This is a genomic window from Ferrovibrio sp. GW821-FHT12B10 (assembly GCF_058807515.1).
The window spans coordinates 1,541,128-1,560,465 of sequence record NZ_JBXAQT010000001.1 but is presented as its reverse complement, the minus strand read 5'-3'; the positions used below and the strand labels follow the sequence as shown (position 1 = coordinate 1,560,465).

Sequence of the window (19,338 nt, the reverse complement as noted above, 5' to 3'; positions counted from 1 at the left end):
GCCTTGGCACACTTTATTCTTTGACGGCGCCTGTCATGGCTGAGACGTAATGCTCGACAAAGAAAGCATAAAGCACCACGAGCGGCAGTGATCCGACGAGGGCGCCGGCCATCAGCGAACCCCAGCGGTAGATATCGCCATCGACGAATTCGTTGACGATGGCCACGGGCACAGTCTTGTTCTGCGCCGACTGCAGGAAGGTGAGCGCGTAGATGAACTCGTTCCAGCACAGCGTGAAACAGAATATGAAGGCCGAGATAAGCCCCGGTACGGAAAGCGGCAGCACGATCCGGGTGAGAATCTGCCAGCGCGACGCACCGTCGATCAGGGCGCATTCCTCCAGCTCGAAGGGAATGGTCTTGAAGTAGCCCATCAGCAGCCAGGTGGAAAACGGGATCAGGATCGTCGGGTAGACCAGGATCAGCGACAGCGGGCTGTCGAAAAGACCATAGTTATAGACGACGGTCGCCAGCGGAATGAACAGAATCGATGGTGGCACGAGATAGGCGAGGAAGATCAGCCCGCCGACGGTCTGCGCCCCCTTGAAGCGCAGGCGTACGATCGCATAGGCGGCTAGCACACTGGCGAAAATCGACAAGGCCGTCGCTGCGGCGGCGACATACATGGTGTTCCACAGCCATCGCGGATAGTTCGATTCAAACAGAAGCTTCTTGATGTGCTGGAGTGTCGGCTCCCAGGTCCAGAACGGGCTGACACGATCCATATCCAGCAGCTGTTCATTCGGCTTCACGGATGTGAGCGCCATCCAGTAAAACGGGAACAGCAGAATGACCAGGAAGATGACAAGTGGCAGATACAGCGTGACCAGCCGTCGCGGGATCGATTCCAGGTAGCTCATGCCCTCGGAATGGTCGTCGCGGGGTGCGTCCATGGGTTTTGCGGTATCAGTCATTGTCAGACCCCTGCTGCCATTTGCGGCGTTGCAGACCGAACCAGGAAATCATGATCGCGCCCAGCAGGAAGGGGATCATGGCGGTGGCGATGGCTGCACCCTCGCCGAGTTGTCCGGCGATGATGCCGCGCTGATAGGACAGCGTGGCCATGAGATGCGTGGCATTCACCGGTCCGCCGCGCGTCATCGCCCAGATCAACTGGAAGTCGGTGAAGGTGAACAGCACCGAGAAGGTCATCACCACCGCGATGATCGGTGTAAGCAGCGGGTAGGTGATGTGGCGGAAACGCTGCCAAGGCGTGGCGCCGTCCAGTGTCGCCGCTTCGTAGAGCGACGGCGAGACGGTCTGCAGGCCGGCCAGCAGCGTGATCGCGACAAAAGGTACGCCGCGCCAGATATTGGCGAAGATGGTCGACCAGCGGGCGTTCCAGGGGTCACCCAGGAAATCGATGTTGGCCGTGATCAAGCCCATCTTCTTCAGCGACCATGAAATGATCGAGAACTGCGAGTCGTAGATCCACCAGAAGGCGATGGCCGAAAGCACCGTTGGCACGATGAAGGGGATCAGCACGGCAGCCCGGATCAGGGCTTTGAAGGGAATATGCTTGTTGAGCAGCAGCGCCAGATAGAGCCCGGCGACAAACTTCACGGCGCTGGCGAGGATCGTGTAGAGCAGCGTGTTGAAGACCGACAGCCAGAAGGTCGAATCACCCTGCAGCCATTCGTAATTCTCGAAACCAATGAATACGCCGCCGCGACCGATCTTGGTATCGGTGAAGGACAGCCAGACGCCCAAGCCCAGTGGATAGGCGAGAAAGAGTACGAGGATGCCGAGCGCGGGCAGCATGAACCAGTATCCAAGCCAGGTCCGGTTTGACTTGAGCTGGCTCCAGGCGCTGACCTCGATCTTCTGCGGCGGGCGCCGTACCGTGGGTTTATCGATCACATCAACCATGCTGTTCCCGTTCAATGCCGCCAGTATCAATACCGTCGATGGAAAAGCAGACGGTCACGGGCGGAAGCCGCCCGTGACCGTTAGCGTCAGCGGTAGATACGTTTTGCCTGTCGTTCTGCAACGGCGATGGCACCCTTGATGTCCTCGCGACCGGTCGCATAGTTGGCGAACATGTCGACGACGATGAAGTCGGCGATCGCAGCCGCGGCCTTCTCGCCCAGCGTACCCAGACCGCCCGGCGTAAGCGTGCGCTTGCAGACGTCACGATACGGCGTGCGCTTCGGATCGGCCATCCAGACCGGGTTCTTGTCGTATTCGTTCAGGAAGTGCGTCAGGTAGCCCTGCGCCGACTCGATCCACGGATTGAAGTTCACCGCTTCCAGCATGAAGGCGGTGAAGGCCTTGCAGGCCTGCGGAGCCTTGGTGAAGTTGAAGGTGAGGATCGGGAAGGCCAGATGCAGTTCGGTGGGTTTACCCACCGGGCCGATCGGCAGGTAGGCATGGTTCATGTCGTCGGCGACAGCCTTGTTTTCCTTTTGGGCCGCTACGTAGACCGAAATGCCGTTCGAGGTGAGGTGAAGATCGCCGGACACGAAGATCTTGTTGTTCGACGAGTCGTTCCACGACGCCGTGCCGGGGATGAAGTTCTCATAGAGAGCCTTCACGAATTCCAGCGACTTGGCCGTTTCGGGCGAGTTGATAATGACCTTGTCGTCCTTGTCGACCAGATTGCCACCATGCGACCACAGGGCCCAGTGCAGCCAGGTATTGGCGTCACCCGACGCGTGGCCGAGCGCGAAACCGGCCGGCGTGTTGTTCTTCTTCAGGGCCTTCACCAGTTCAAGCATGCCGCCCGTATCCTTGGGGAATTCCTTGAAGCCGGCCTTTTCCATCGAGGAGATGCGGTAGTTGATCAGGCCGCCGGTGCTGGCGATCGGGATGCAGATCCACTTGCCGCCCGACTTGCCATAGGCTTCGGCCGACGGCACCCAGCCACCGTATTTCTTGCCGAGATAATCGGCCACGTCGCTCACATCCAGGCATTTTGCCGGGAAGAGATGGGGCAGCGAATACAGGCCCCAGACCATGTCGAGGCCCTGGCCAGTATTGGCGACCACCGAAGCCTTCGGCTGGATGTCGTCATAAGATTCGTTGGAGACGGTGATTTCCACACCGGTCGCCGCCTTGAAGGCCTCGACCATCTTCATGAAGGCGACATCTTCGGCTTCGACGAAACGACGCCAGCGCATCAGGTTGAGTTTGGCGCCGGCTTCCGGTTTCCAGGGCGCGGTCTGCGCCCAGGCTTTGGCCCAATCAAAGAACGCGGTGCTGCTGAGCATAGCGGCAGCAGCAGAGCCCTGAACGAATGTACGGCGAGTCACATCTTTCATCAGTCGCTTCCTCCGTTGATTATCAGGCATTCAGCCTTTTTCCAGTCGAGGTATCAAACAGGTGGACAAGCCCCGGGTTGGGTTTGAGCCGGATCTTGTCGCCCGGCTTGAATTGGTGACGTTCATGAAACACGGCGATGACATCTTCACCGCCGAGCTTGGCGGCGACCATGATTTCCGATCCGGTCGGCTCGACCACGCGGACTTCCGCTTCCACGCCGTCAGCGGCGAGGGCGAAATGCTCGGGCCGGATGCCATAGACGGCCGGCCGGCCGGCGGATCCGCTGGGTGCCGTCGACAGGGGTAGGTGGATACCGCCCTGGCCCTCGAAGCCTCCGCCGTTGATCGTGCCACGCACGAAATTCATGGCGGGTGAACCGATGAAGCCAGCCACGAACTGGTTGTCCGGACGGTCATACAGGTCGAGCGGCGCGCCGATCTGTTCGACGCGGCCGTCATGCATGACGACGATCCGATCGGCCATGGTCATGGCTTCAACCTGATCATGCGTCACATAGACAGTGGTGGTTTTGAGGCGTTGATGGAGTTCCTTGATCTCGGTCCGCATCGCGACGCGCAGCTTGGCATCGAGGTTGGACAGCGGCTCATCGAACAGGAAGACCTGCGGATCGCGGACGATGGCGCGGCCCATCGCGACGCGCTGGCGCTGGCCACCCGAAAGTTGGCGCGGATAGCGTTCCAGCAGCGGTTTCAGGCCCAGGATATTAGCGGCCTGCTGAACGCGTTCGTCGATTTCGCTTTTCTCGGCGCCGCGCAGCATCATCGAGAAGGCCATGTTGGCCTCGACGGTCATATGGGGATAGAGCGCGTAGTTCTGGAACACCATCGCCACGTCACGCTCTTTGGGCGGAACATTGTTGACGACGCGGTCGCCGATCGAAATTTCACCGCCGGTGATGTTTTCGAGGCCTGCGATCATGCGCAGAAGGGTGGATTTGCCGCAGCCTGAAGGTCCCACAAGGACGACAAATTCGCCATCCGGGATATCGATCGAAACGCCATGCAACACATGCGTCGCGCCGAACGCCTTGCGGACGTCGCGGCAGATTACACCGGCCATTATGGCACTCCTCCCTATATCTCATATATTTGTTGAGGAGCATCCTATAGCCGGCGTGGAGACGCGAGCAAGCACAGTATGGAAGGCGCACAGAGGAGCGGCTGCGCGTGCTGACCGCAGTGCAATATCGATGAGCTGTCAGCCTGTGACTGGATGGATGGCGTGACAGATAAAGGTGTTATGTCCGATCGACTTCGGCCTGTGCACATGCAGCATGGCGTCAGGTGCGGTCTCTTCGTCGATGCGCCGGACGTTCTTATTTCTCAACGGCGCTGCAGCCAGTCCACCACGCCCTGGCCAGCCGCCAGGCCGGTGGCCAGACAGCCCTGCAACAGATAACCGCCGGTGGGCGCTTCCCAGTCGAGCATCTCGCCGGCCGCAAACACACCGGGTCTATGGCGCAACATCAGATGCGGATCCAGTTCATTGCGGGCAATGCCGCCAGCAGTCGAGATTGCTCGCGCCAGGCCAAAGGGTTCGGTCAACTGCAGTGGCAACGCCTTGATCAGATCGGCCAGCGGTGTGGCGGCGTCGCCGCCATGCAAGGCTTCCTGCACCAGGCCGATGGCGACCGGCGGCAGGTTGATGCGCTTGCGCAGGAAATTCGACAGTGATGCGCCGCGCCGTGGCTCTTTCAGGTCCTTGGTCAGGGCCGCCACAGCCAGGTCGGGACGCAGGTCGATCGTCAGCCGTGCGGCGCCATCGCGGGTGATGGCGTCGCGCAAGGGAGCGGAGAGCGCATAGACCGCGCCACCTTCGATGCCTTCTGCCGTGATCATCGCCTCGCCACGCGCGGCATGGCCGTCGACCGACAGTGCGATGTGTTTCAGCGGCGCGCCGGCATGACGCTCGCGGAACATGTCGGACCATGCGACGCGGAAACCGCAATTGGATGGCTGCAGTGGCGCAATCGCGATGCCGGGCAGCAGCGCAGTCCAGCTGCCATCGGCGCCAAGCCGGGGCCAGGAGGCGCCGCCTAGCGCCAGCACGGTTGCATCTGCGGTGAAACTTGTGCCATCGGCAAACCGCAATGCGCCATCCTCTGTCCAGCCGGCCCACTGCGCGCGCGTCACGATGCGTACGCCCAGGTCATCCAGCCGTGCCAGCCAGGCGCGCAGCAACGGGCTTGCCTTCATCGCCTTGGGGAACACGCGGCCGCTGCTGCCGGTGAAGGTCGGTTGCCCCAGTGCTTCGCACCACTGCACCAGCGCTGTCGGCGAAAAGGCATCCAGATACGGCTGCATCCAGTCGCTGGCTGCGCCATAGCGGTTGCGGAAACGCTCGATCGGTTCGGAATGGGTGATGTTGAGGCCGCCGCGTCCGGCCATCAGCAGCTTGCGCCCCAGACTAGGCATGCGGTCGAAGACGCTGACGGCGAGGCCAGCGCGGCTCATCACCTCGGCGGCCATCAATCCGGCCGGGCCGCCGCCGATGACGGCGACACGATGCTTGTGCGGGCTGCTCATGATCCTAGGCGGGTTGCTTCAGCGTCTTTTAAGCAGATAGCTGTCCATGATCCAGCCATTCGCCGTCTTGGCCGCATTGCGCCGGCGGCCGATTTCCTCCGCGACGTCGCCCAGTTTCCCTGAGATCAGGATCTCGTCGGGCGTGCCGATATAGGCGCCCCAGTAGATGTCAAAGGCCTCGCCATCCAGCGTGGCATAGGCATTGTCGGCATCCAGCATGACGAAGGCGCTGTCGGCATCGGCGGGAAAGCCCTGCGCCAGGCGACGCCCGGTGGTGATCGTGACGCCTTGCCCGATCTGGTTCAGGGTGGTGCGATGAACGGCGGTCAGGGCATGCAGGCTGCTAATGCCGGGAATCACCTCATAAGTAATGTCATGCCGGCCGGCGCGGGCGATCTCCTCCACGATGCGGATGGTGCTGTCGTAAAGCGAGGGGTCGCCCCAGACCAGGAAGCTGCCGCAGTCTCCGTCCTGCAGTTCCTCGGCGATCAGGCGCTCGAAGATTGCCCGCTTGTCGCGGTTGAGACTGTCGATCACGGCGCCATAGGCACCGGCATCGCGGCTCCAATCGGGGCTCTGTGCCTCGGCGAAACGATAGCTACGACCCTTGTCGATGAAGCGCTCGCAGATGTCGCGGCGCAGCGCGATCATCTTGTTCTTGTCGGCGCCCTTGTCGAGCAGGAAGAACACGTCGGTGCGGTTGAGCGCCTTCACCGCCTGCATGGTGATGTAATCGGGATGTCCGGCGCCAATGCCGATGATCAGAATAGTCTTCATGGGTCCTGCCGCCGTCTGACCGGCGCAGGGTAGCAGGTCTGTCCTTAAGAGGGCAGGGCCGGCGGTCTCAGGATTCGGCGCCGAGGCTACCCGAGATGCTGCGGATATCCTGCAGATGGGCCTGCACCATCGGTATGCTATCCTGCGCCGCGGCGCGCAGCGGCGGCCGGTCGCCGGCGGCTGCGTAGCCCTGATGCAGCGCCAGAGCCTTTTCATGCGCCTCGATCTGCATGGCGACATAGAGCCGGTCGAAGGCCGAGGCCGAGACGATGCGCAGCTGCTCCAGCCGGTTCAGGTGGTCGGTATCCAGACCCACCGGCTTGGCCTTCAGGCCGGATTTCTCGGCAGCTCTGGCGAAGGTGGCGGCGGCCTTCGAATGCTCATCCACCATCCGGCGCGCGAATTGCTGCACGTCTATCTTCTGGGCGCGCTGCATCGCGATTTTGCCGGCCTCGATCTCAAACTGGGTGACGATCTGCACGCGCGGCACATAGGCCGGGGTCGAGGTCTTGGTGGTCACGATCTCCTGCCGGGCGGCCACTTTGGACTGGGCATAGGTGCCGCAGGCACTGACCCCGATGGCGGCAGCCAGCGCGCAGGCGATAACGAGTGACGGCTTCATGGCCTTATCCTCCCATGATTTCCACCTCCACTAGAATGAATGGATTACCGCCAAGTTCCGTCTGTTCCAGTGGCGCCGGACATTGTCACAAGGACTCAGGCAATTCTTCCGCCCCTGGGATTTCGGCCGCGGGCTCCATGGCCGAACGGCTGGCCTGATCATGATGCCTGCGGCGGTAGGGCAGGCGGCGACAGGCGGGCCTGCGCTCACCCAGCCGTTCATCGGCGCCCATCCATTGCATCCGGGTTCGGACGGTCGAGTGTTCAGGGGTGGACGCAGACGGCGCTTCCGATGTGCGGCTCGACCAGGCGACGCGATAGCCGGCCGCAGTCTGCTGCGTCACCACATAGGTTTCATCCCGGGATTCGCGCGCCGCCGCGATGGCCTGCTGCAGGGCGTGGTCCCGGGTCAGATAGCCGCCATAGGTTTTGCCCCGCACGCGGATACGCCAGATGTCGTCTTCCTCGATGACAAAGTAGTAGACCGGCATCCATGCCTCCCGAAGTTTCTGTTTCCGGAGTCCTCTCAGTTGGCGCGACAAACGGTGTCATGCACGATGCTGTTCCGTGATCTTTTCTTAAAACAACCGTGAAGTCTTTTTGGTGCATTGCGGCGCTTCAACGTTCGCCTCACACCGCACTGTCCGTGCAATGGGGAACCAAAGAGGGGCGTTTCGGGTTGATGGTGTATGCGAGCCGCTTTCGCGCTGTGACCATCCGCGTTCACAAGCTCGCATCTGTTCCCGTCGCGACCAGCGACCTCCATTGCATACCAGGAGACGCCCCATGGCCAAACGCGCCACAAAAACCAAGGCCCGCACTGTCACGAAAGCCCGCAAGACTACGAAATCCGCCACCACCCGTCGCAAGACTGCGGCCAGCACGAAGACGGTGGCGCGCCGCAAGACCGCTGTGACCGCGCGCCGCAAGACGGCTGCGAAGACCACCGCGCGCCGTCTCACCGCTCCCGGCACGCCGGCCTCGAAGGCGCCACGCCAGGACATGACGGCGCTGGCCGATACGATCAAGACGACCGCCATGGTCGGCCGCGCCGCGCAGGAAGTGAAGACCAGCCTGGTGGTGGCTGATATTCCCGACGACGCGATCGCCCTGCTGCAGCAGGATCATCGCGAGGTTGAGGCGTTGTTCGAGGAATTCGAGAACACCCAGAGCAAGGCCGATAAAGCCAAGCTTGCCGCCAAAATCTGTCTTGAACTGCGCGTTCATACGCAGATCGAGGAAGAGCTGCTCTATCCGCCGGCCCATAAGGAAATCGAGCATGATCTGGTCGACGAGGCGGTTGTCGAACATGCCTCGGCCAAGGAGCTGATCCATCAGATTGAAGGTATGGATCCCTCGGAACACCTCTACGACGCCAAGATGAAAGTGCTGAGTGAATACATCAAGCACCACGTCAAGGAAGAGGAAGAGGAGATGTTCCCCAAGCTGCGTGGGCGCCGTATCGACATGCATGACATGGCGGCCAAGATGGCCAAGCGCAAAAGCCAGCTGGTGGCCCAATACGCCAAGACGCGCTGACCGCACGGCGATAGCGAAACGGGCTTGGCCATGCAGCCGGGCCCGTTTTTTGTTTGTAAAGTCGGCATAAAACTTGGGCAGTGCGACGAAACAAAGCCCGGCCTGCAGCGTTCGCTTCCTGCCCTGTTTATGCGGGAGACTGACGATGGCCAGTGTTGTGCCCAAGATGCTGCCGGAGCCACAGGCCTTCGCGCAGTTGTCGGCGAGGAAGCAGCGCAAATGCCTTCAGAACGCGCTCGGCACTTTCGTTGACACGCTGCAGGTAGATGGCCGCGACCCAAGGCAATATGAAACCCTGCGCTTCCAGAGCGCGATGGAGGCACTGGGCGAAGGCAATCTCGATCAGGCTTATGAGGACGCCTTGGCACTGCAGCGCCATATCCCCGCGCTTGATGACGATATTGCCATCTCGGGGCAGCCGCTCAGCCGGGATGACATGGCCGTCGGCCTGCGTAACTTGGTCGACCGGCTGCAGGAGAAGAGAGTACAGCGATAGGAGGTGGCGATGCCGCGCGGCGACAAGTCGAGTTACACAGCCAAGCAGAAGCGCAAGGCCGAGCATATCGAAGAAGGTTACGAAAAGCGCGGCGTGAAGAAAAAAGAGGCCGAGCGCAGGGCCTGGGCTACGGTGAATCAGGAAAGCGGCGGCGGCAAGAAGAGCGGGTCCGGTCGCGGCAAGACAGAGAACAAGAGTGCCTCGAAGAAGGGCGGCAAGAAAGGCGGTGCGGCCTCCGCCGCCCGACCCAAGATCGCCCGCAAGAAGGCTGCCAAGAAGGCGGCGGCCACGCGCAAGCGGCGAGGTAGCTGACAAAGCTCCTAGCCGTTGACCTTGGGCGCGCCGGCCAGGAAGTCTTTCAGTTGCACAGCCCAGAACTTCGCCATGCCGGTGGTGCCATGGCCGCGCGTTTCGGAGCTGGCCGGAATGATGTAGACCTTGCCACCCTTCACGTTTTTCATCGCCTCGGCCATCACGCCGGTCTCGGGCGGGTTGCGCTCGTCATCGGCGGCGTTGATCGCCAGCAGCGGCGCCCTGATCTTCGATAGGTTCGGCGCCGGGTTGTAGTCGCCTGACGAGGCCCATTGATAGACGAAGTCGTTTGCATCCGCATTGAACGGTGCGGCCAACCGGTCATCGACGAACTTGTCGGCCGTGGCCCGCGTTGGCGCCTGCTGCTGATAGGCCAGTGTGCCGCCATTGGTGGCGATGCCGAAGAACAGATTGGCCATCTTCATCGATTTTGGCTGCTGGGTATAATTGCCGCCCATATAGTCGGGATCGTTGCGCACCGTATCGACCAGCAGGCGGCGCAGCATCCAGTTGCGGCTCGACATTTCGGTCGGCTGCGAGGCCATTGGCACCAGCGCATCCATCATGCCGGGATATCTGGTACCCCAGATCCAGGTCTGCATGCCGCCCATGGAATTGCCCAGCACCAGGCGCAGATGTTTGATCCCTAAGCCCTCGGTGACCAGGCGATACTGCGCATCCACCATGTCGTCGTAGTTATACTGCGGGAATTTCGCCTTCAGGCCGTCCGACGGCTTGCCGGATTTTCCCGCACCGATGGCATCGGGCAGGATGATGAAATACTTCTTCGCATCCAGCGGCTGACCCTCGCCGAACAGTTCGCCCGCAAAGGCCGGGGTCAGCATGCTCTGCGCCGAACCGGCCGTACCATGCAGGATCAGCACCGGTTCGCCGGTCGGCTCGCCCACCGTCTTGTAGGCCAGCGTCAGTGCCGGCATCACCTCACCGGTATGGAACTTGAAATCCTTGGCGACAAAGCTGCCGTCCTTCGGTGCCGGATAGTCGGCGGCCATGGCAGGAATTGTCAGGAACAGGGCGGCGGCGACGGCGGTGACATGGCGAAGACTGTGCATGGTTTCCTCCTGGAAAGTCCGGTCTGCGCCGGTCTGAAGCCGAAAGCCTACGTCCGCTTTGCCGTGGAATCCACCGGAAGCTTGCAGGCCACCCGGTGACCAATGATCACAAAGCCGGTATCCATACCGGCATGACCGGGGATTCGCCGCAGGACATGCCGCAGGAGCGGATACGCAAGATCATCCATATCGACATGGATGCCTTCTACGCCTCGGTGGAGCAGCGCGACAATCCGGACCTGCGCGGCAAACCGGTGGCCGTCGGCGGTTCGCGCGAGCGCGGCGTGGTTGCGGCCGCGTCCTATGAGGCGCGCAAGTTCGGCGTGCGCTCGGCCATGCCCTCGGTGACGGCAAAACGCAAATGCCCCGAACTGATTTTCGTGCCGCACCGGTTTCCGGTTTATCGCGCGGTGTCGCAGCAGATCAGGGATATCTTTGCCGAATACACGCCGCTGATCGAGCCGCTGTCGCTCGACGAGGCCTATCTCGATGTCACCGAAAACTTGAAGGGCATCGAGTCTGCCACCCAGATCGCCGAGGAAATCCGCGCCAAGATAAAAGCCGTGACACAGCTCACCGCCTCGGCCGGCGTGTCCTACAACAAGTTCCTAGCCAAGCTGGCATCGGACCAGAACAAGCCCGATGGCTTGTTCGTGATCACGCCAAAGGCGGGTCCGGCTTTTGTTGAGACGCTGCCGGTGGGCCGTTTCCATGGCATCGGACCGGCAACGTCTGAAAAGATGAACCGGCTCGGCATCCAGACCGGGCTTGACCTGCGCGCGCAGACCATGGAGTTCCTGCAGCAGCAGTTCGGCAAGTCCGGGCGCTATTACTACTGGATCTCGCGCGGCATCGACGAACGTCAGGTGCGGCCCGATCGCATCCGCAAGTCGGTGGGGGCAGAGAATACCTTCTCGGACGATCTCTTCACCAGCGGCGAGGCCGAGATCGAGCTGCAGCCGATCATCGCCAAGGTCTGGCGCTATTGCGAGAAGTCCGACATCCGCGGTCGCACAGTGACGCTGAAAGTAAAATACGCCGACTTCCAGCAGATCACCCGCAGCCGCACCCTGCCGGCACCGGTGGCGTCAGAGGCCGAGATTGCAGAGATCGTCGAAACGCTGCTGCAACCGCTATTCCCGTCCACCAAGGGCATCCGCCTGCTCGGCGTGACGTTGTCCTCCCTGGGCGAGGACGAACAGCCAGCCGAAGATGAACCGCAGTTGAGGCTGATTTTGTAGGACCGCTCCATTCCCGCCCGGAATGGGCGTTATTGCTCCAGGCCATCTACTGGATACGAGTGCTTTCCGACATTTCTGTAGCCGCCGCCGACAGCCTTTTGCCGTCGCCCGGAACAGAAAGATCCATCATGTCCTTGCAAGCCAAGCTTGACGCCTTCCGCGAAACCATCGAATCCGGTGCGCCGCCCTACAATCTGCCGCGCGCCATCGTTGATACCATGCATCGCGCCACTGATGACTTGGTGACCTCCGGCGCCGCCGCCCGCGCCCTGAAGGCGGGCGACGCGGCCCCGCCTTTCAGCCTGAGCAATCCCGAGGGCAAGCTGGTGTCCTCCGCCGATCTGCTGGCCCGAGGTCCGCTGGCGATCAGTTTCTATCGCGGTATCTGGTGTCCGTATTGCAACATGGAGCTGCAGGCGTTGCAGGCGACGCTACCGGCTCTGCAGGCTTTGGGCGCTTCGCTGGTTGCGATCTCGCCGCAGACCCCAGTGAACAGCAGGCGTTCCATGCGCGAGAACAAGCTCGACTTTCCGATTCTGTCGGATCCTGGCAATGCTGTTGCGGCGGCCTTCGGCCTGCGCTTCACGTTGCCCGGCTATCTGGCTGAGTTGTACAAGACCACCTTCAAAAATGACCTGGCTGCGGTGAATGGCGACGATAGCTGGACGCTGCCGATGCCGTCCCGTTTCGTGATCAGTCAGGCCGGCGTCATCCTCTATGCCGAGGTGAACCCGGATTACACCCGGCGGCCGGACCCGGAAGAACTGCTGCCGGTGCTGGAAAAGGCCCGCGCGCTGGCGGCCTGATCCGGTTGGATGGCGGCCTGCTTCTATCCTGGGGCGGGCCAGTCATTCCTTCCAAATTGGAATTCAGTCAGTCACAGCCCTATTATTATTCCGCAGGAGAATGGGTATGGACCGACTGGCGGCAATGGAAACCTTTGTACGGGTGGTGGATACCGGCTCGTTTTCCGGTGCCGCCCGCCAGTTGCAGGTCGGCCAGCCGGCCGTTTCCAAGACCATCGCGCAGTTGGAGGACCGGTTGGGCGTGCAGCTTCTGCTGCGGTCTACGCGTGGCCTGACGCCCACCGAGGCTGGCCAGGGATTTTACGAACGTGCCCGCCGCGCCATTGAGGAAGCTGACGAAGCCGACCTGGCGGCGCGCGGTGCCGGAGGGGGGCTGACCGGCCGTTTGCGTGTCGGTATGGCAGTCACCTTCGCGCGTCTGCATGTCATCCCGCATCTGTCCGCCTTCCTGGCGGCACATCCGGCGCTTGATATCGAGATGGTGATGGAGGACCGCACCAGCGATCTGGTGGAGGACGGTATCGACGTCGCGCTGCGTATTGGCGTCATGCCTGATTCAGCGCTTACCGCGCGCAAGGTTGGTGAATGCCGCCGCATTATTGTCGGCTCGCCCGCGTATTTAGCACGCGCCGGCGAACCCCTGGTGCCGACGGATCTGGCCAAGCATGAGGTGATCCTGATGTCGCAATCCAGCCTGCTCGGTAACACCTGGTCCTTCCGTCATGGATCGACTGAAATCTCGGTTGCCGTGCAGGGCCGCATTCGGGTCACCTCCGGCGAGGGCGTACGCGCGGCTGTGCAGGCGGGCCTTGGTTTGACGATCGGCTCGGAATGGATGTTCAGCCCCGAACTGGCTGATGCAAGCATCACCGAAGTTCTGTCGGCGTGGACCATGCCGCCGCTGGAACTCTGGGCGGTCTTCCCCAGCGGCCGGCGCGCCAGCGCCAAGGCACGCGCCTTCACAAGCTTTGTCGAAACGACGTTGGTGGCAAATCCGGTTCAAACCGCGCGCAGGTGACGCACCGGCCGGCCGGGCACCAGCGCCTGCGCCGCCAGCGCGATGGCATCGGCATCCAGGCCGTAATGGCGATAGAGATCACTGAGGCTGCCGGTCTGGCCGAAATGCTCGATGCCGAGTGAGCGCACACGGTTGCCGTTCACTGAACCGAGCCAGGCCAGCGTCGCTGGATGACCGTCGATTGCGGTCACGATGCCGCAATGGGGCGGCAGGCTTTCGAGCAGGCGTTCGATATGGCTGCGGGCATGCACCAGGCCACGTTCGCGCGCCCGCTGCGCGGCCGTCCAGCCGGCATTCAATCGGTCGGCAGACGTAATCGCCAGCACCGCCACATCGCGGCGGTCTTCGGCAATCATGCCGGCGGCCTCGATGGCCTCGGGCGCCAGCACGCCGGTGTAGGCGATGACGATCTCGGTATTGGGCGTCGGTTCACGCAGCCAGTAGGCACCATCGATGATGCCCTGCTTGAGTGCTGGCGTCATCGCGCGCTTCTGCTGTTCCAGCGTGCGGGTGGAGAGCCGCAAGTACACCGCGCCACCGATCTCGTCGCGCAGCCAGGTGCGCTCGTCCGGCTGCCCTTCGCCGTCACGCTGCATGTAGTCGAAGGCAAAGCGCAGGATGACGGCGAGCTCATCGACATAGGCCGGCTCGAAAGAGGCCAGACCATCCTGCGCCAGGCCGATCAGCGGCGTGGAGATCGACTGATGCGCGCCGCCTTCGGGTGCCAGCGACACGCCGGACGGCGTCGCCACCGCGATAAAACGTGCATCCTGGTAGCAGGCGTAGTTCAGCGCATCCAGCCCGCGGCAGATGAAGGGATCGTACAGCGTGCCGATCGGCAGCAGCCGCGCGCCGAACAACGAATGCGACAGGCCGAGAGCAGACAGCAATGTGAACAGGTTCATCTCGGCGATGCCGAGTTCCAGGTGCTGGCCCTTGGGCGAGAAGTCCCAGGTAAACGTCGATGGAATCTTCTCCTTGCGGAACAGGTCGGCCACGGCTTCCTGCGCAAACAGCCCGCGCCGGTTGACCCAGGCTCCCAGATTGGTCGAGACAGTGACATCGGGTGCGGTGGTGACGATGCGCGTGGCCAGTTCGTCGGACGAGCGCCCGATCTCGTTCATGATTAGGCCGAAGCCCTGCTGGGTCGACATCTCGGCCTGCAATGGTGCGGGTAGGTCGGCCGGCACCGGGATCCTCGCCGAGGGCAGCCGGCGCTGCTGCAGCGCATTGAACGGCGCAGCCTTGATGAAGGCGTCCAGTTCACTGGCGGAATGATTCAGGCCTTCGAACTTGTCCCATTCATGGCCAGGACGGATGTTCATCGCAGCGCGGAACGTCTCCATCTGCGCCGGCGTCAGCATGCCGGCATGGTTGTCCTTGTGGCCAGCCAGCGGCAAGCCGAAGCCCTTCACGGTGTAGCAGAGGAAGACGACCGGCCGGTCATGGTCGATGGTATCGAAGGCCTCGACCAGCGAGGGCAGGTCATGGCCGCCGAGATTGGTCATCAGCCGGGCCAGCTCGTCGTCACTGCGCTTTTCAATGAGCTGCGTCACATCACCCTGGTCGCCGAGGTCGTCGAGCAGCCGCTTGCGCCAGGCCGCGCCGCCCTGGAAGGTCAGCGCGGAGAACAACTGGTTGGGGCAACTGTCGATCCACTGCCGCAGTTTCTCGCCGCCAGGTTCGGCAAAGGCCGCCTGCTGCAGACGGCCATGCTTCACGGTGACGATATCCCAGCCAAATGCGCGGAAGATCGCTTCCAGCCGGTCATACAGGCCTTCGCGCACCACAGCATCCAGACTCTGGCGGTTATAGTCGATCACCCACCAGGTGTTGCGCAGGCCGTGTTTCCAGCCTTCCAGCAGCGCTTCGAAGATGTTGCCTTCATCCATCTCGGCATCGCCCAGCAGCGACACCATGCGACCTTCGCCGATGCCCTCGCGCCAGCCATGGGCAGTGACGTAATCCTGCACCAAGCTGGCGAACAAAGTCTGCGCCGCGCCCAGGCCCACCGAGCCGGTGGAGAAATCGACATCGTCCATGTCCTTGGTGCGCGACGGATAAGACTGCGCACCCTTGTAGCCGCGGAAGTTTTCCATCTTCTCGCGCGTCTGCCGGTCCATCAGGTAATGGATGGCATGGAAGATCGGGCTGGCATGGGGCTTCACCGCGACGCGGTCGGCGGCCTTCAGCGCGTGGAAATACAGCGCCGTCATGATGGTGGCGAGCGAGGCGCTGGAGGCCTGGTGCCCACCCACCTTCAGGCCGTCGCTTTTCTCGCGCAGGTGATTGGCGTTGTGGATCATCCAGGTGGAGAGCCACAGCGCCTTGCGCTCCAGGTCGGTCAGAATATCGATGGTCTTTGAAGAAATCGGGGTCTGCGGCGAAACGGGCATGGGGCAAATCCTGTGGGGAATGCCCAATCATAATCCCCGAAAAGGGGCATTTTCTTGCAATCTAGCCCGCATATGGCTGGGAATTTGCAAAATTCGTCCCTAAAATTGTCACTATGAGCAAAAATCCTGCAGATCTGGACCAGATCGACCGCAATATCCTGCGCGCCCTGCAGGAAAACGCCCGGCTTTCCAGCGCCGAGCTGGCCGAGGAGGCGGGGATTTCCTCCTCCCCCTGCTGGCGCCGGGTGAAGGCATTGGAAGATGCTGGGGTGATCTCGAAATACGTCACGTTGGTCGACCCGGAAGCGCTCGGGCTATCGATCAGCATCTTCACCAGTGTCTCGCTAGACAAGCAGGTGGAATCCGCGCTGGAAACCTTCCAGAAGGCGGTGCGCAAGCGGCCCGAAGTGATGGAATGCTACCTGATGACCGGCGATTTCGATTACCTGCTGCGGGTGGTGGTCGGCAGTCTGCAGGATTACGAGCGCTTTCTGCTCGATCACCTGACTCGGGTGCCCGGCGTGGCCAGCATCAAGTCGAGCTTCGCGCTCAAGCAGGTGAAATACACCACCGCGCTGCCAGTGACAGGCTAAGGCGGTGACAGGCTGAGTGACTTGTTTTATGTAAATCCGATCGTCCTCATTGCTTCGCGAGTCCCGCCCGCATGACCGCCATCACCATCCGCCGCCCCGACGATTGGCATGTGCATCTGCGCGACGGCGATATGCTGAAAGCGGTACTGCCGCATACGGCAGCCCAGTTCGCCCGCGCCATCGTGATGCCGAACCTGAAGCCGCCGGTCACCACCGTGCAGCAGGCGACCGAATACCGCGCCCGCATCATGGCCGCACTGCCAGCAGGCATGGCGTTCGAACCGCTGATGACCTGCTATCTCACCGATACCACCGCGCCGGCCGAAATCGAGCGCGGCTTCAAGGACAAGGTCTGGGTCGCCGCCAAGCTCTATCCGGCCGGCGCCACCACCAATTCGCAGCATGGTGTGACGGATATCAAGAAGGCCTATCCGGCACTGGAGATGATGCAAAAGATCGGCATGCCGCTTCTGGTGCATGGCGAGGTGACGGATCGCGCGATCGATATCTTCGACCGCGAGAAGGTCTATATCGACCGCGTCCTGATCCCGCTGCTGAAGGATTTTCCGGCGCTGAAGATCGTGATGGAGCATATCACCACGTCGGAGGCCGCAACCTTCGTGGCCGAGACCGCCGGGCGTCTTGCCGCCACCATCACTTCGCATCACCTGATGATCAACCGCAGCTCGATCTTCGAGGGTGGCGTGCGTCCGCATCTCTATTGCCTGCCGATCGCCAAGCGCGAGGACCATCGCCTGGCGCTGCGCAAGGCGGCAACGTCTGGTAAAGCCTGCTTCTTCCTTGGCACCGATACGGCGCCGCATGCGGCCCATACCAAGGAAGCGCCCTGCGGCTGCGCCGGCATCTTCAACGCGCCGACCGCCATGCAGTCCTATGCGCAGGTCTTCCATGAAGATGGCGCGCTGGACAAGCTGGAGGCATTTGCCTCGCTGAATGGCCCGCGCTTCTACGGCCTGCCGCTGAATGAGTCGAAGCTGAAGTTGGAACTGGCGTCATCCGACGTGCCGGCCGAGATCACCGTCGGCGCCGAGCGTGTCGTGGTTTTCTCGCCCGAGGTCGCCGCCACCTGGCGCCTCACCACCCTGCCGGCCTGAGTGAAACTCTATCTCGCCGGGCCTGACGTTTTCGCGCCTGATGCCGATGCGCGTTTCACGGCCATGCGCGAGGCCTGCCGCCGTCACGGCTTCACGCCGTTGACCCCGATCGACAATGCCCTGCCCGTGCATCTGAGCGGCGCGGCGCTGGCGCGCCATATCAAGGATGCGAATGTGGCGCTGCTGCTGGCCTGCGACGCTGTGGTCGCGCATATCGCCAGCTTCCGTGGACCTAACATGGATCCGGGCACGGCCTGGGAAATCGGCTATGCCGAAGCGCTGGGCAAGCCGGTTCACTTGTGGATGCAGGACCGGCGCCTGCTGGCCGAACGCACGCCGGGGCAGGGCGGCAAGGATGAGGGGGGCTGGGTGATCGAGGATTTCGGCTTGGCCGAGAATCTGATGATCGGGGTCAGTCAGTTCCCGGTCGCCGGCAGCTTCGAGGCTGCACTGGGGCAGATCAGAAAATAGCCTTGAACACGCCGAGCACGACCAGCAGGCCGATCAGGAAAATGATCAGCACGGCCCATCCGATGAATTTGAGCATGATGCCTCCATGGGCTTGTAAGCAGCCCATGGGAAACGCCTGGACTCAGGCCGGGTTCCAGTCCGGCTCCGGGCCGTAGATTCCGCGCAGGTGCTCCACAAAAGCGCCGACGCTGGCCGGGATGAAGCTGGTGGCCGGATGTACGGCGAAGATGCTGACATCGGCGGCGCCGGGATGCTCAGGCAGGATCACGCGCAGGCGGCCGTCGCGCAGGTCGGCGCCGATATCCCAGGTCGAACGCAGGGCGATGCCTAGGCCTGCGATGGCCAGCTCGCGCACCACCTCGCTGGAGTTGGTGCGCACGGCGCTCTCGCCCGGCACCGTGACGATGGTGCCGCCCTTGCCCTGCAGACGCCAGGGCAGCTGCGCCGCCGCCGCCAGCAATTTGTGCTGCGTCAGATCGGCCAGCGTTTTCGGCATGCCATGCTGTTTCAGATAGCCGGGGCTGGCGCAGAGTACGCGATGATTGGGAGCCAGCCGATGTCCGGTCAGGCCGGGCTCGACGGCGGGTGCGATGCGGATGGCGAGATCGATGCGCTCACCCAGCAGGTCGACATATGAGTCTGTCAGATCGAGTTCGACTTGCAGACGTGGCCAGCGGTCGAGAAAGCTTTTCACATGCGGGGCGACATGCAGGCGACCAAAGGAGGTCGGCGCCGAGATGCGCAGGCGCCCCGAGGGCGCGCCGGCCACACCGGTGACAAAGCTCTCAGCCTCGCGCGAGGCGGCCAGAATCTGCACCACGCGTTCATAGAAGCGCTGCCCCGCCTCTGTTGTGGCGAGCTTGCGCGTCGTCCGGTGCAAGAGCCGCGCGCCCAGCCGCTCCTCCAGCCGCGCGATGCGCTTCGACACCATGGCGGGCGAGAGATGCAGGCTGCGGCCGGCGGCAGCCAGGCTGCCGGTCTCGATCACCCGGGCGAACAGCTCGTATTCCTTGTCCATTTACATTCGTTCTCATAAAGAACGACTGCTTTCAATTCTTTTCGTCTACAGAATGA

At 62.3% G+C, this 19,338-nt stretch carries 21 protein-coding genes; 9 read left to right on the top strand and 12 right to left on the bottom strand.

Features of this window, described 5'->3' with window-relative positions; all coding sequences use genetic code 11:
• Positions 1–13: 13 nt before the first annotated feature.
• The 8 genes from AC1RRT_RS07910 to AC1RRT_RS07875 all read right to left on the bottom strand — a co-directional run bounded on the left by AC1RRT_RS07910 (position 14) and on the right by AC1RRT_RS07875 (position 7,695).
• Complete coding sequence (locus AC1RRT_RS07910) at positions 14–913, bottom strand: carbohydrate ABC transporter permease (protein ID WP_493013233.1); 900 nt, start codon at positions 911–913, stop codon at positions 14–16.
• Positions 906–1,859 carry a carbohydrate ABC transporter permease gene (locus tag AC1RRT_RS07905; RefSeq protein WP_493013232.1) on the bottom strand — a complete coding sequence of 318 codons (954 nt, stop codon included), beginning with the start codon at positions 1,857–1,859 and terminating at the stop codon, positions 906–908. Before AC1RRT_RS07905 ends, AC1RRT_RS07910 begins: the two co-directional genes overlap by 8 nt.
• Positions 1,860–1,954: 95 nt before the next feature.
• Positions 1,955–3,259: an ABC transporter substrate-binding protein gene (locus AC1RRT_RS07900; RefSeq protein ID WP_493013231.1), complete on the bottom strand. Its 1,305-nt coding sequence runs from the start codon at positions 3,257–3,259 to the stop codon at positions 1,955–1,957.
• A 22-nt stretch (positions 3,260–3,281) separates the two neighbouring features.
• A complete protein-coding gene (locus tag AC1RRT_RS07895) occupies positions 3,282–4,340 on the bottom strand; it encodes an ABC transporter ATP-binding protein (protein WP_493013230.1) in 1,059 nt (352 codons plus the stop codon).
• A 263-nt stretch (positions 4,341–4,603) separates the two neighbouring features.
• Complete coding sequence (locus AC1RRT_RS07890; protein WP_493013229.1) at positions 4,604–5,806, bottom strand: BaiN/RdsA family NAD(P)/FAD-dependent oxidoreductase; 1,203 nt, start codon at positions 5,804–5,806, stop codon at positions 4,604–4,606.
• Between the two features lie 18 nt (positions 5,807–5,824).
• Positions 5,825–6,583, bottom strand: a complete 759-nt coding sequence (gene cobF / locus AC1RRT_RS07885) for a precorrin-6A synthase (deacetylating) (RefSeq protein ID WP_493013228.1) — start codon at positions 6,581–6,583, stop codon at positions 5,825–5,827.
• A 67-nt stretch (positions 6,584–6,650) separates the two neighbouring features.
• Positions 6,651–7,205 (bottom strand): DUF4142 domain-containing protein, encoded by a 555-nt coding sequence (locus AC1RRT_RS07880; RefSeq protein WP_493013227.1) that lies wholly within the window; start codon positions 7,203–7,205, stop codon positions 6,651–6,653.
• Positions 7,206–7,290: 85 nt separating this feature from the next.
• On the bottom strand, positions 7,291–7,695 hold the full coding sequence (locus AC1RRT_RS07875; protein ID WP_493013226.1) for a hypothetical protein: 405 nt from the start codon (positions 7,693–7,695) through the stop codon (positions 7,291–7,293).
• Between the two features lie 295 nt (positions 7,696–7,990).
• Between AC1RRT_RS07875 and AC1RRT_RS07870 the strand changes: the two genes are divergently transcribed.
• The 3 genes from AC1RRT_RS07870 to AC1RRT_RS07860 all read left to right on the top strand — a co-directional run bounded on the left by AC1RRT_RS07870 (position 7,991) and on the right by AC1RRT_RS07860 (position 9,551).
• Complete coding sequence (locus AC1RRT_RS07870; RefSeq protein ID WP_493013225.1) at positions 7,991–8,743, top strand: hemerythrin domain-containing protein; 753 nt, start codon at positions 7,991–7,993, stop codon at positions 8,741–8,743.
• A gap of 145 nt (positions 8,744–8,888) precedes the next feature.
• Complete coding sequence (locus AC1RRT_RS07865; RefSeq protein WP_493013224.1) at positions 8,889–9,239, top strand: hypothetical protein; 351 nt, start codon at positions 8,889–8,891, stop codon at positions 9,237–9,239.
• Positions 9,240–9,248: 9 nt separating this feature from the next.
• Positions 9,249–9,551, top strand: a complete 303-nt coding sequence (locus AC1RRT_RS07860) for a hypothetical protein (RefSeq protein WP_493013223.1) — start codon at positions 9,249–9,251, stop codon at positions 9,549–9,551.
• Between the two features lie 8 nt (positions 9,552–9,559).
• Here the strand turns inward: AC1RRT_RS07860 and AC1RRT_RS07855 are convergent, their stop codons facing one another.
• Positions 9,560–10,624, bottom strand: coding sequence for an alpha/beta fold hydrolase (locus AC1RRT_RS07855; RefSeq protein ID WP_493013222.1), 1,065 nt, complete (start codon positions 10,622–10,624; stop codon positions 9,560–9,562).
• 95 nt (positions 10,625–10,719) lie between these two features.
• Between AC1RRT_RS07855 and dinB the strand changes: the two genes are divergently transcribed.
• From dinB to AC1RRT_RS07840, 3 genes are all read left to right on the top strand, one after another.
• Positions 10,720–11,865 (top strand): DNA polymerase IV, encoded by a 1,146-nt coding sequence (gene dinB, locus AC1RRT_RS07850; protein ID WP_493013221.1) that lies wholly within the window; start codon positions 10,720–10,722, stop codon positions 11,863–11,865.
• Positions 11,866–11,993: 128 nt separating this feature from the next.
• On the top strand, positions 11,994–12,671 hold the full coding sequence (locus AC1RRT_RS07845) for a peroxiredoxin-like family protein (RefSeq protein ID WP_493013220.1): 678 nt from the start codon (positions 11,994–11,996) through the stop codon (positions 12,669–12,671).
• A gap of 106 nt (positions 12,672–12,777) precedes the next feature.
• A complete protein-coding gene (locus AC1RRT_RS07840; RefSeq protein WP_493013219.1) occupies positions 12,778–13,689 on the top strand; it encodes a LysR family transcriptional regulator in 912 nt (303 codons plus the stop codon).
• Here the strand turns inward: AC1RRT_RS07840 and AC1RRT_RS07835 are convergent.
• Positions 13,671–16,085, bottom strand: coding sequence for a thiamine pyrophosphate-binding protein (locus AC1RRT_RS07835; protein ID WP_493013218.1), 2,415 nt, complete (start codon positions 16,083–16,085; stop codon positions 13,671–13,673). The two genes, AC1RRT_RS07840 and AC1RRT_RS07835, sit on opposite strands and share 19 nt — an antisense overlap.
• 113 nt (positions 16,086–16,198) lie before the next feature.
• On the opposite strand from AC1RRT_RS07835, the gene AC1RRT_RS07830 reads away from it, so the two are divergent.
• The 3 genes from AC1RRT_RS07830 to AC1RRT_RS07820 all read left to right on the top strand — a co-directional run bounded on the left by AC1RRT_RS07830 (position 16,199) and on the right by AC1RRT_RS07820 (position 18,264).
• Positions 16,199–16,678: an Lrp/AsnC family transcriptional regulator gene (locus AC1RRT_RS07830; RefSeq protein ID WP_493013217.1), complete on the top strand. Its 480-nt coding sequence runs from the start codon at positions 16,199–16,201 to the stop codon at positions 16,676–16,678.
• A gap of 71 nt (positions 16,679–16,749) precedes the next feature.
• Complete coding sequence (gene pyrC, locus AC1RRT_RS07825; RefSeq protein WP_493013216.1) at positions 16,750–17,793, top strand: dihydroorotase; 1,044 nt, start codon at positions 16,750–16,752, stop codon at positions 17,791–17,793.
• On the top strand, positions 17,794–18,264 hold the full coding sequence (locus AC1RRT_RS07820; RefSeq protein WP_493013215.1) for a nucleoside 2-deoxyribosyltransferase: 471 nt from the start codon (positions 17,794–17,796) through the stop codon (positions 18,262–18,264).
• On the opposite strand, the gene AC1RRT_RS07815 is transcribed toward AC1RRT_RS07820, so the two are convergent.
• Positions 18,254–18,340 (bottom strand): small membrane protein YohP, encoded by an 87-nt coding sequence (locus AC1RRT_RS07815; protein WP_493015154.1) that lies wholly within the window; start codon positions 18,338–18,340, stop codon positions 18,254–18,256. The genes AC1RRT_RS07820 and AC1RRT_RS07815 overlap by 11 nt on opposite strands.
• 45 nt (positions 18,341–18,385) lie before the next feature.
• Positions 18,386–19,282 (bottom strand): LysR family transcriptional regulator, encoded by an 897-nt coding sequence (locus AC1RRT_RS07810; RefSeq protein WP_493013214.1) that lies wholly within the window; start codon positions 19,280–19,282, stop codon positions 18,386–18,388.
• Between the last annotated feature and the right edge of the window lie 56 nt (positions 19,283–19,338).

Bases quoted from the DNA above. Each gene is read 5' to 3' on its own strand.
- AC1RRT_RS07910 (WP_493013233.1), bottom strand. From the start codon at position 913: ATGACTGATACCGCAAAACCCATGGACGCACCCCGCGACGACCATTCC.
- AC1RRT_RS07900 (WP_493013231.1), bottom strand. From the start codon at position 3,259: ATGAAAGATGTGACTCGCCGTACATTCGTTCAGGGCTCTGCTGCTGCC.
- AC1RRT_RS07895 (WP_493013230.1), bottom strand. From the start codon at position 4,340: ATGGCCGGTGTAATCTGCCGCGACGTCCGCAAGGCGTTCGGCGCGACG.
- AC1RRT_RS07890 (WP_493013229.1), bottom strand. From the start codon at position 5,806: ATGAGCAGCCCGCACAAGCATCGTGTCGCCGTCATCGGCGGCGGCCCG.
- cobF (WP_493013228.1), bottom strand. From the start codon at position 6,583: ATGAAGACTATTCTGATCATCGGCATTGGCGCCGGACATCCCGATTAC.
- AC1RRT_RS07880 (WP_493013227.1), bottom strand. From the start codon at position 7,205: ATGAAGCCGTCACTCGTTATCGCCTGCGCGCTGGCTGCCGCCATCGGG.
- AC1RRT_RS07875 (WP_493013226.1), bottom strand. From the start codon at position 7,695: ATGCCGGTCTACTACTTTGTCATCGAGGAAGACGACATCTGGCGTATC.
- AC1RRT_RS07870 (WP_493013225.1), top strand. From the start codon at position 7,991: ATGGCCAAACGCGCCACAAAAACCAAGGCCCGCACTGTCACGAAAGCC.
- AC1RRT_RS07865 (WP_493013224.1), top strand. From the start codon at position 8,889: ATGGCCAGTGTTGTGCCCAAGATGCTGCCGGAGCCACAGGCCTTCGCG.
- AC1RRT_RS07860 (WP_493013223.1), top strand. From the start codon at position 9,249: ATGCCGCGCGGCGACAAGTCGAGTTACACAGCCAAGCAGAAGCGCAAG.
- AC1RRT_RS07855 (WP_493013222.1), bottom strand. From the start codon at position 10,624: ATGCACAGTCTTCGCCATGTCACCGCCGTCGCCGCCGCCCTGTTCCTG.
- AC1RRT_RS07845 (WP_493013220.1), top strand. From the start codon at position 11,994: ATGTCCTTGCAAGCCAAGCTTGACGCCTTCCGCGAAACCATCGAATCC.
- AC1RRT_RS07840 (WP_493013219.1), top strand. From the start codon at position 12,778: ATGGACCGACTGGCGGCAATGGAAACCTTTGTACGGGTGGTGGATACC.
- AC1RRT_RS07835 (WP_493013218.1), bottom strand. From the start codon at position 16,085: ATGCCCGTTTCGCCGCAGACCCCGATTTCTTCAAAGACCATCGATATT.
- AC1RRT_RS07830 (WP_493013217.1), top strand. From the start codon at position 16,199: ATGAGCAAAAATCCTGCAGATCTGGACCAGATCGACCGCAATATCCTG.
- pyrC (WP_493013216.1), top strand. From the start codon at position 16,750: ATGACCGCCATCACCATCCGCCGCCCCGACGATTGGCATGTGCATCTG.
- AC1RRT_RS07815 (WP_493015154.1), bottom strand. From the start codon at position 18,340: ATGCTCAAATTCATCGGATGGGCCGTGCTGATCATTTTCCTGATCGGC.
- AC1RRT_RS07810 (WP_493013214.1), bottom strand. From the start codon at position 19,282: ATGGACAAGGAATACGAGCTGTTCGCCCGGGTGATCGAGACCGGCAGC.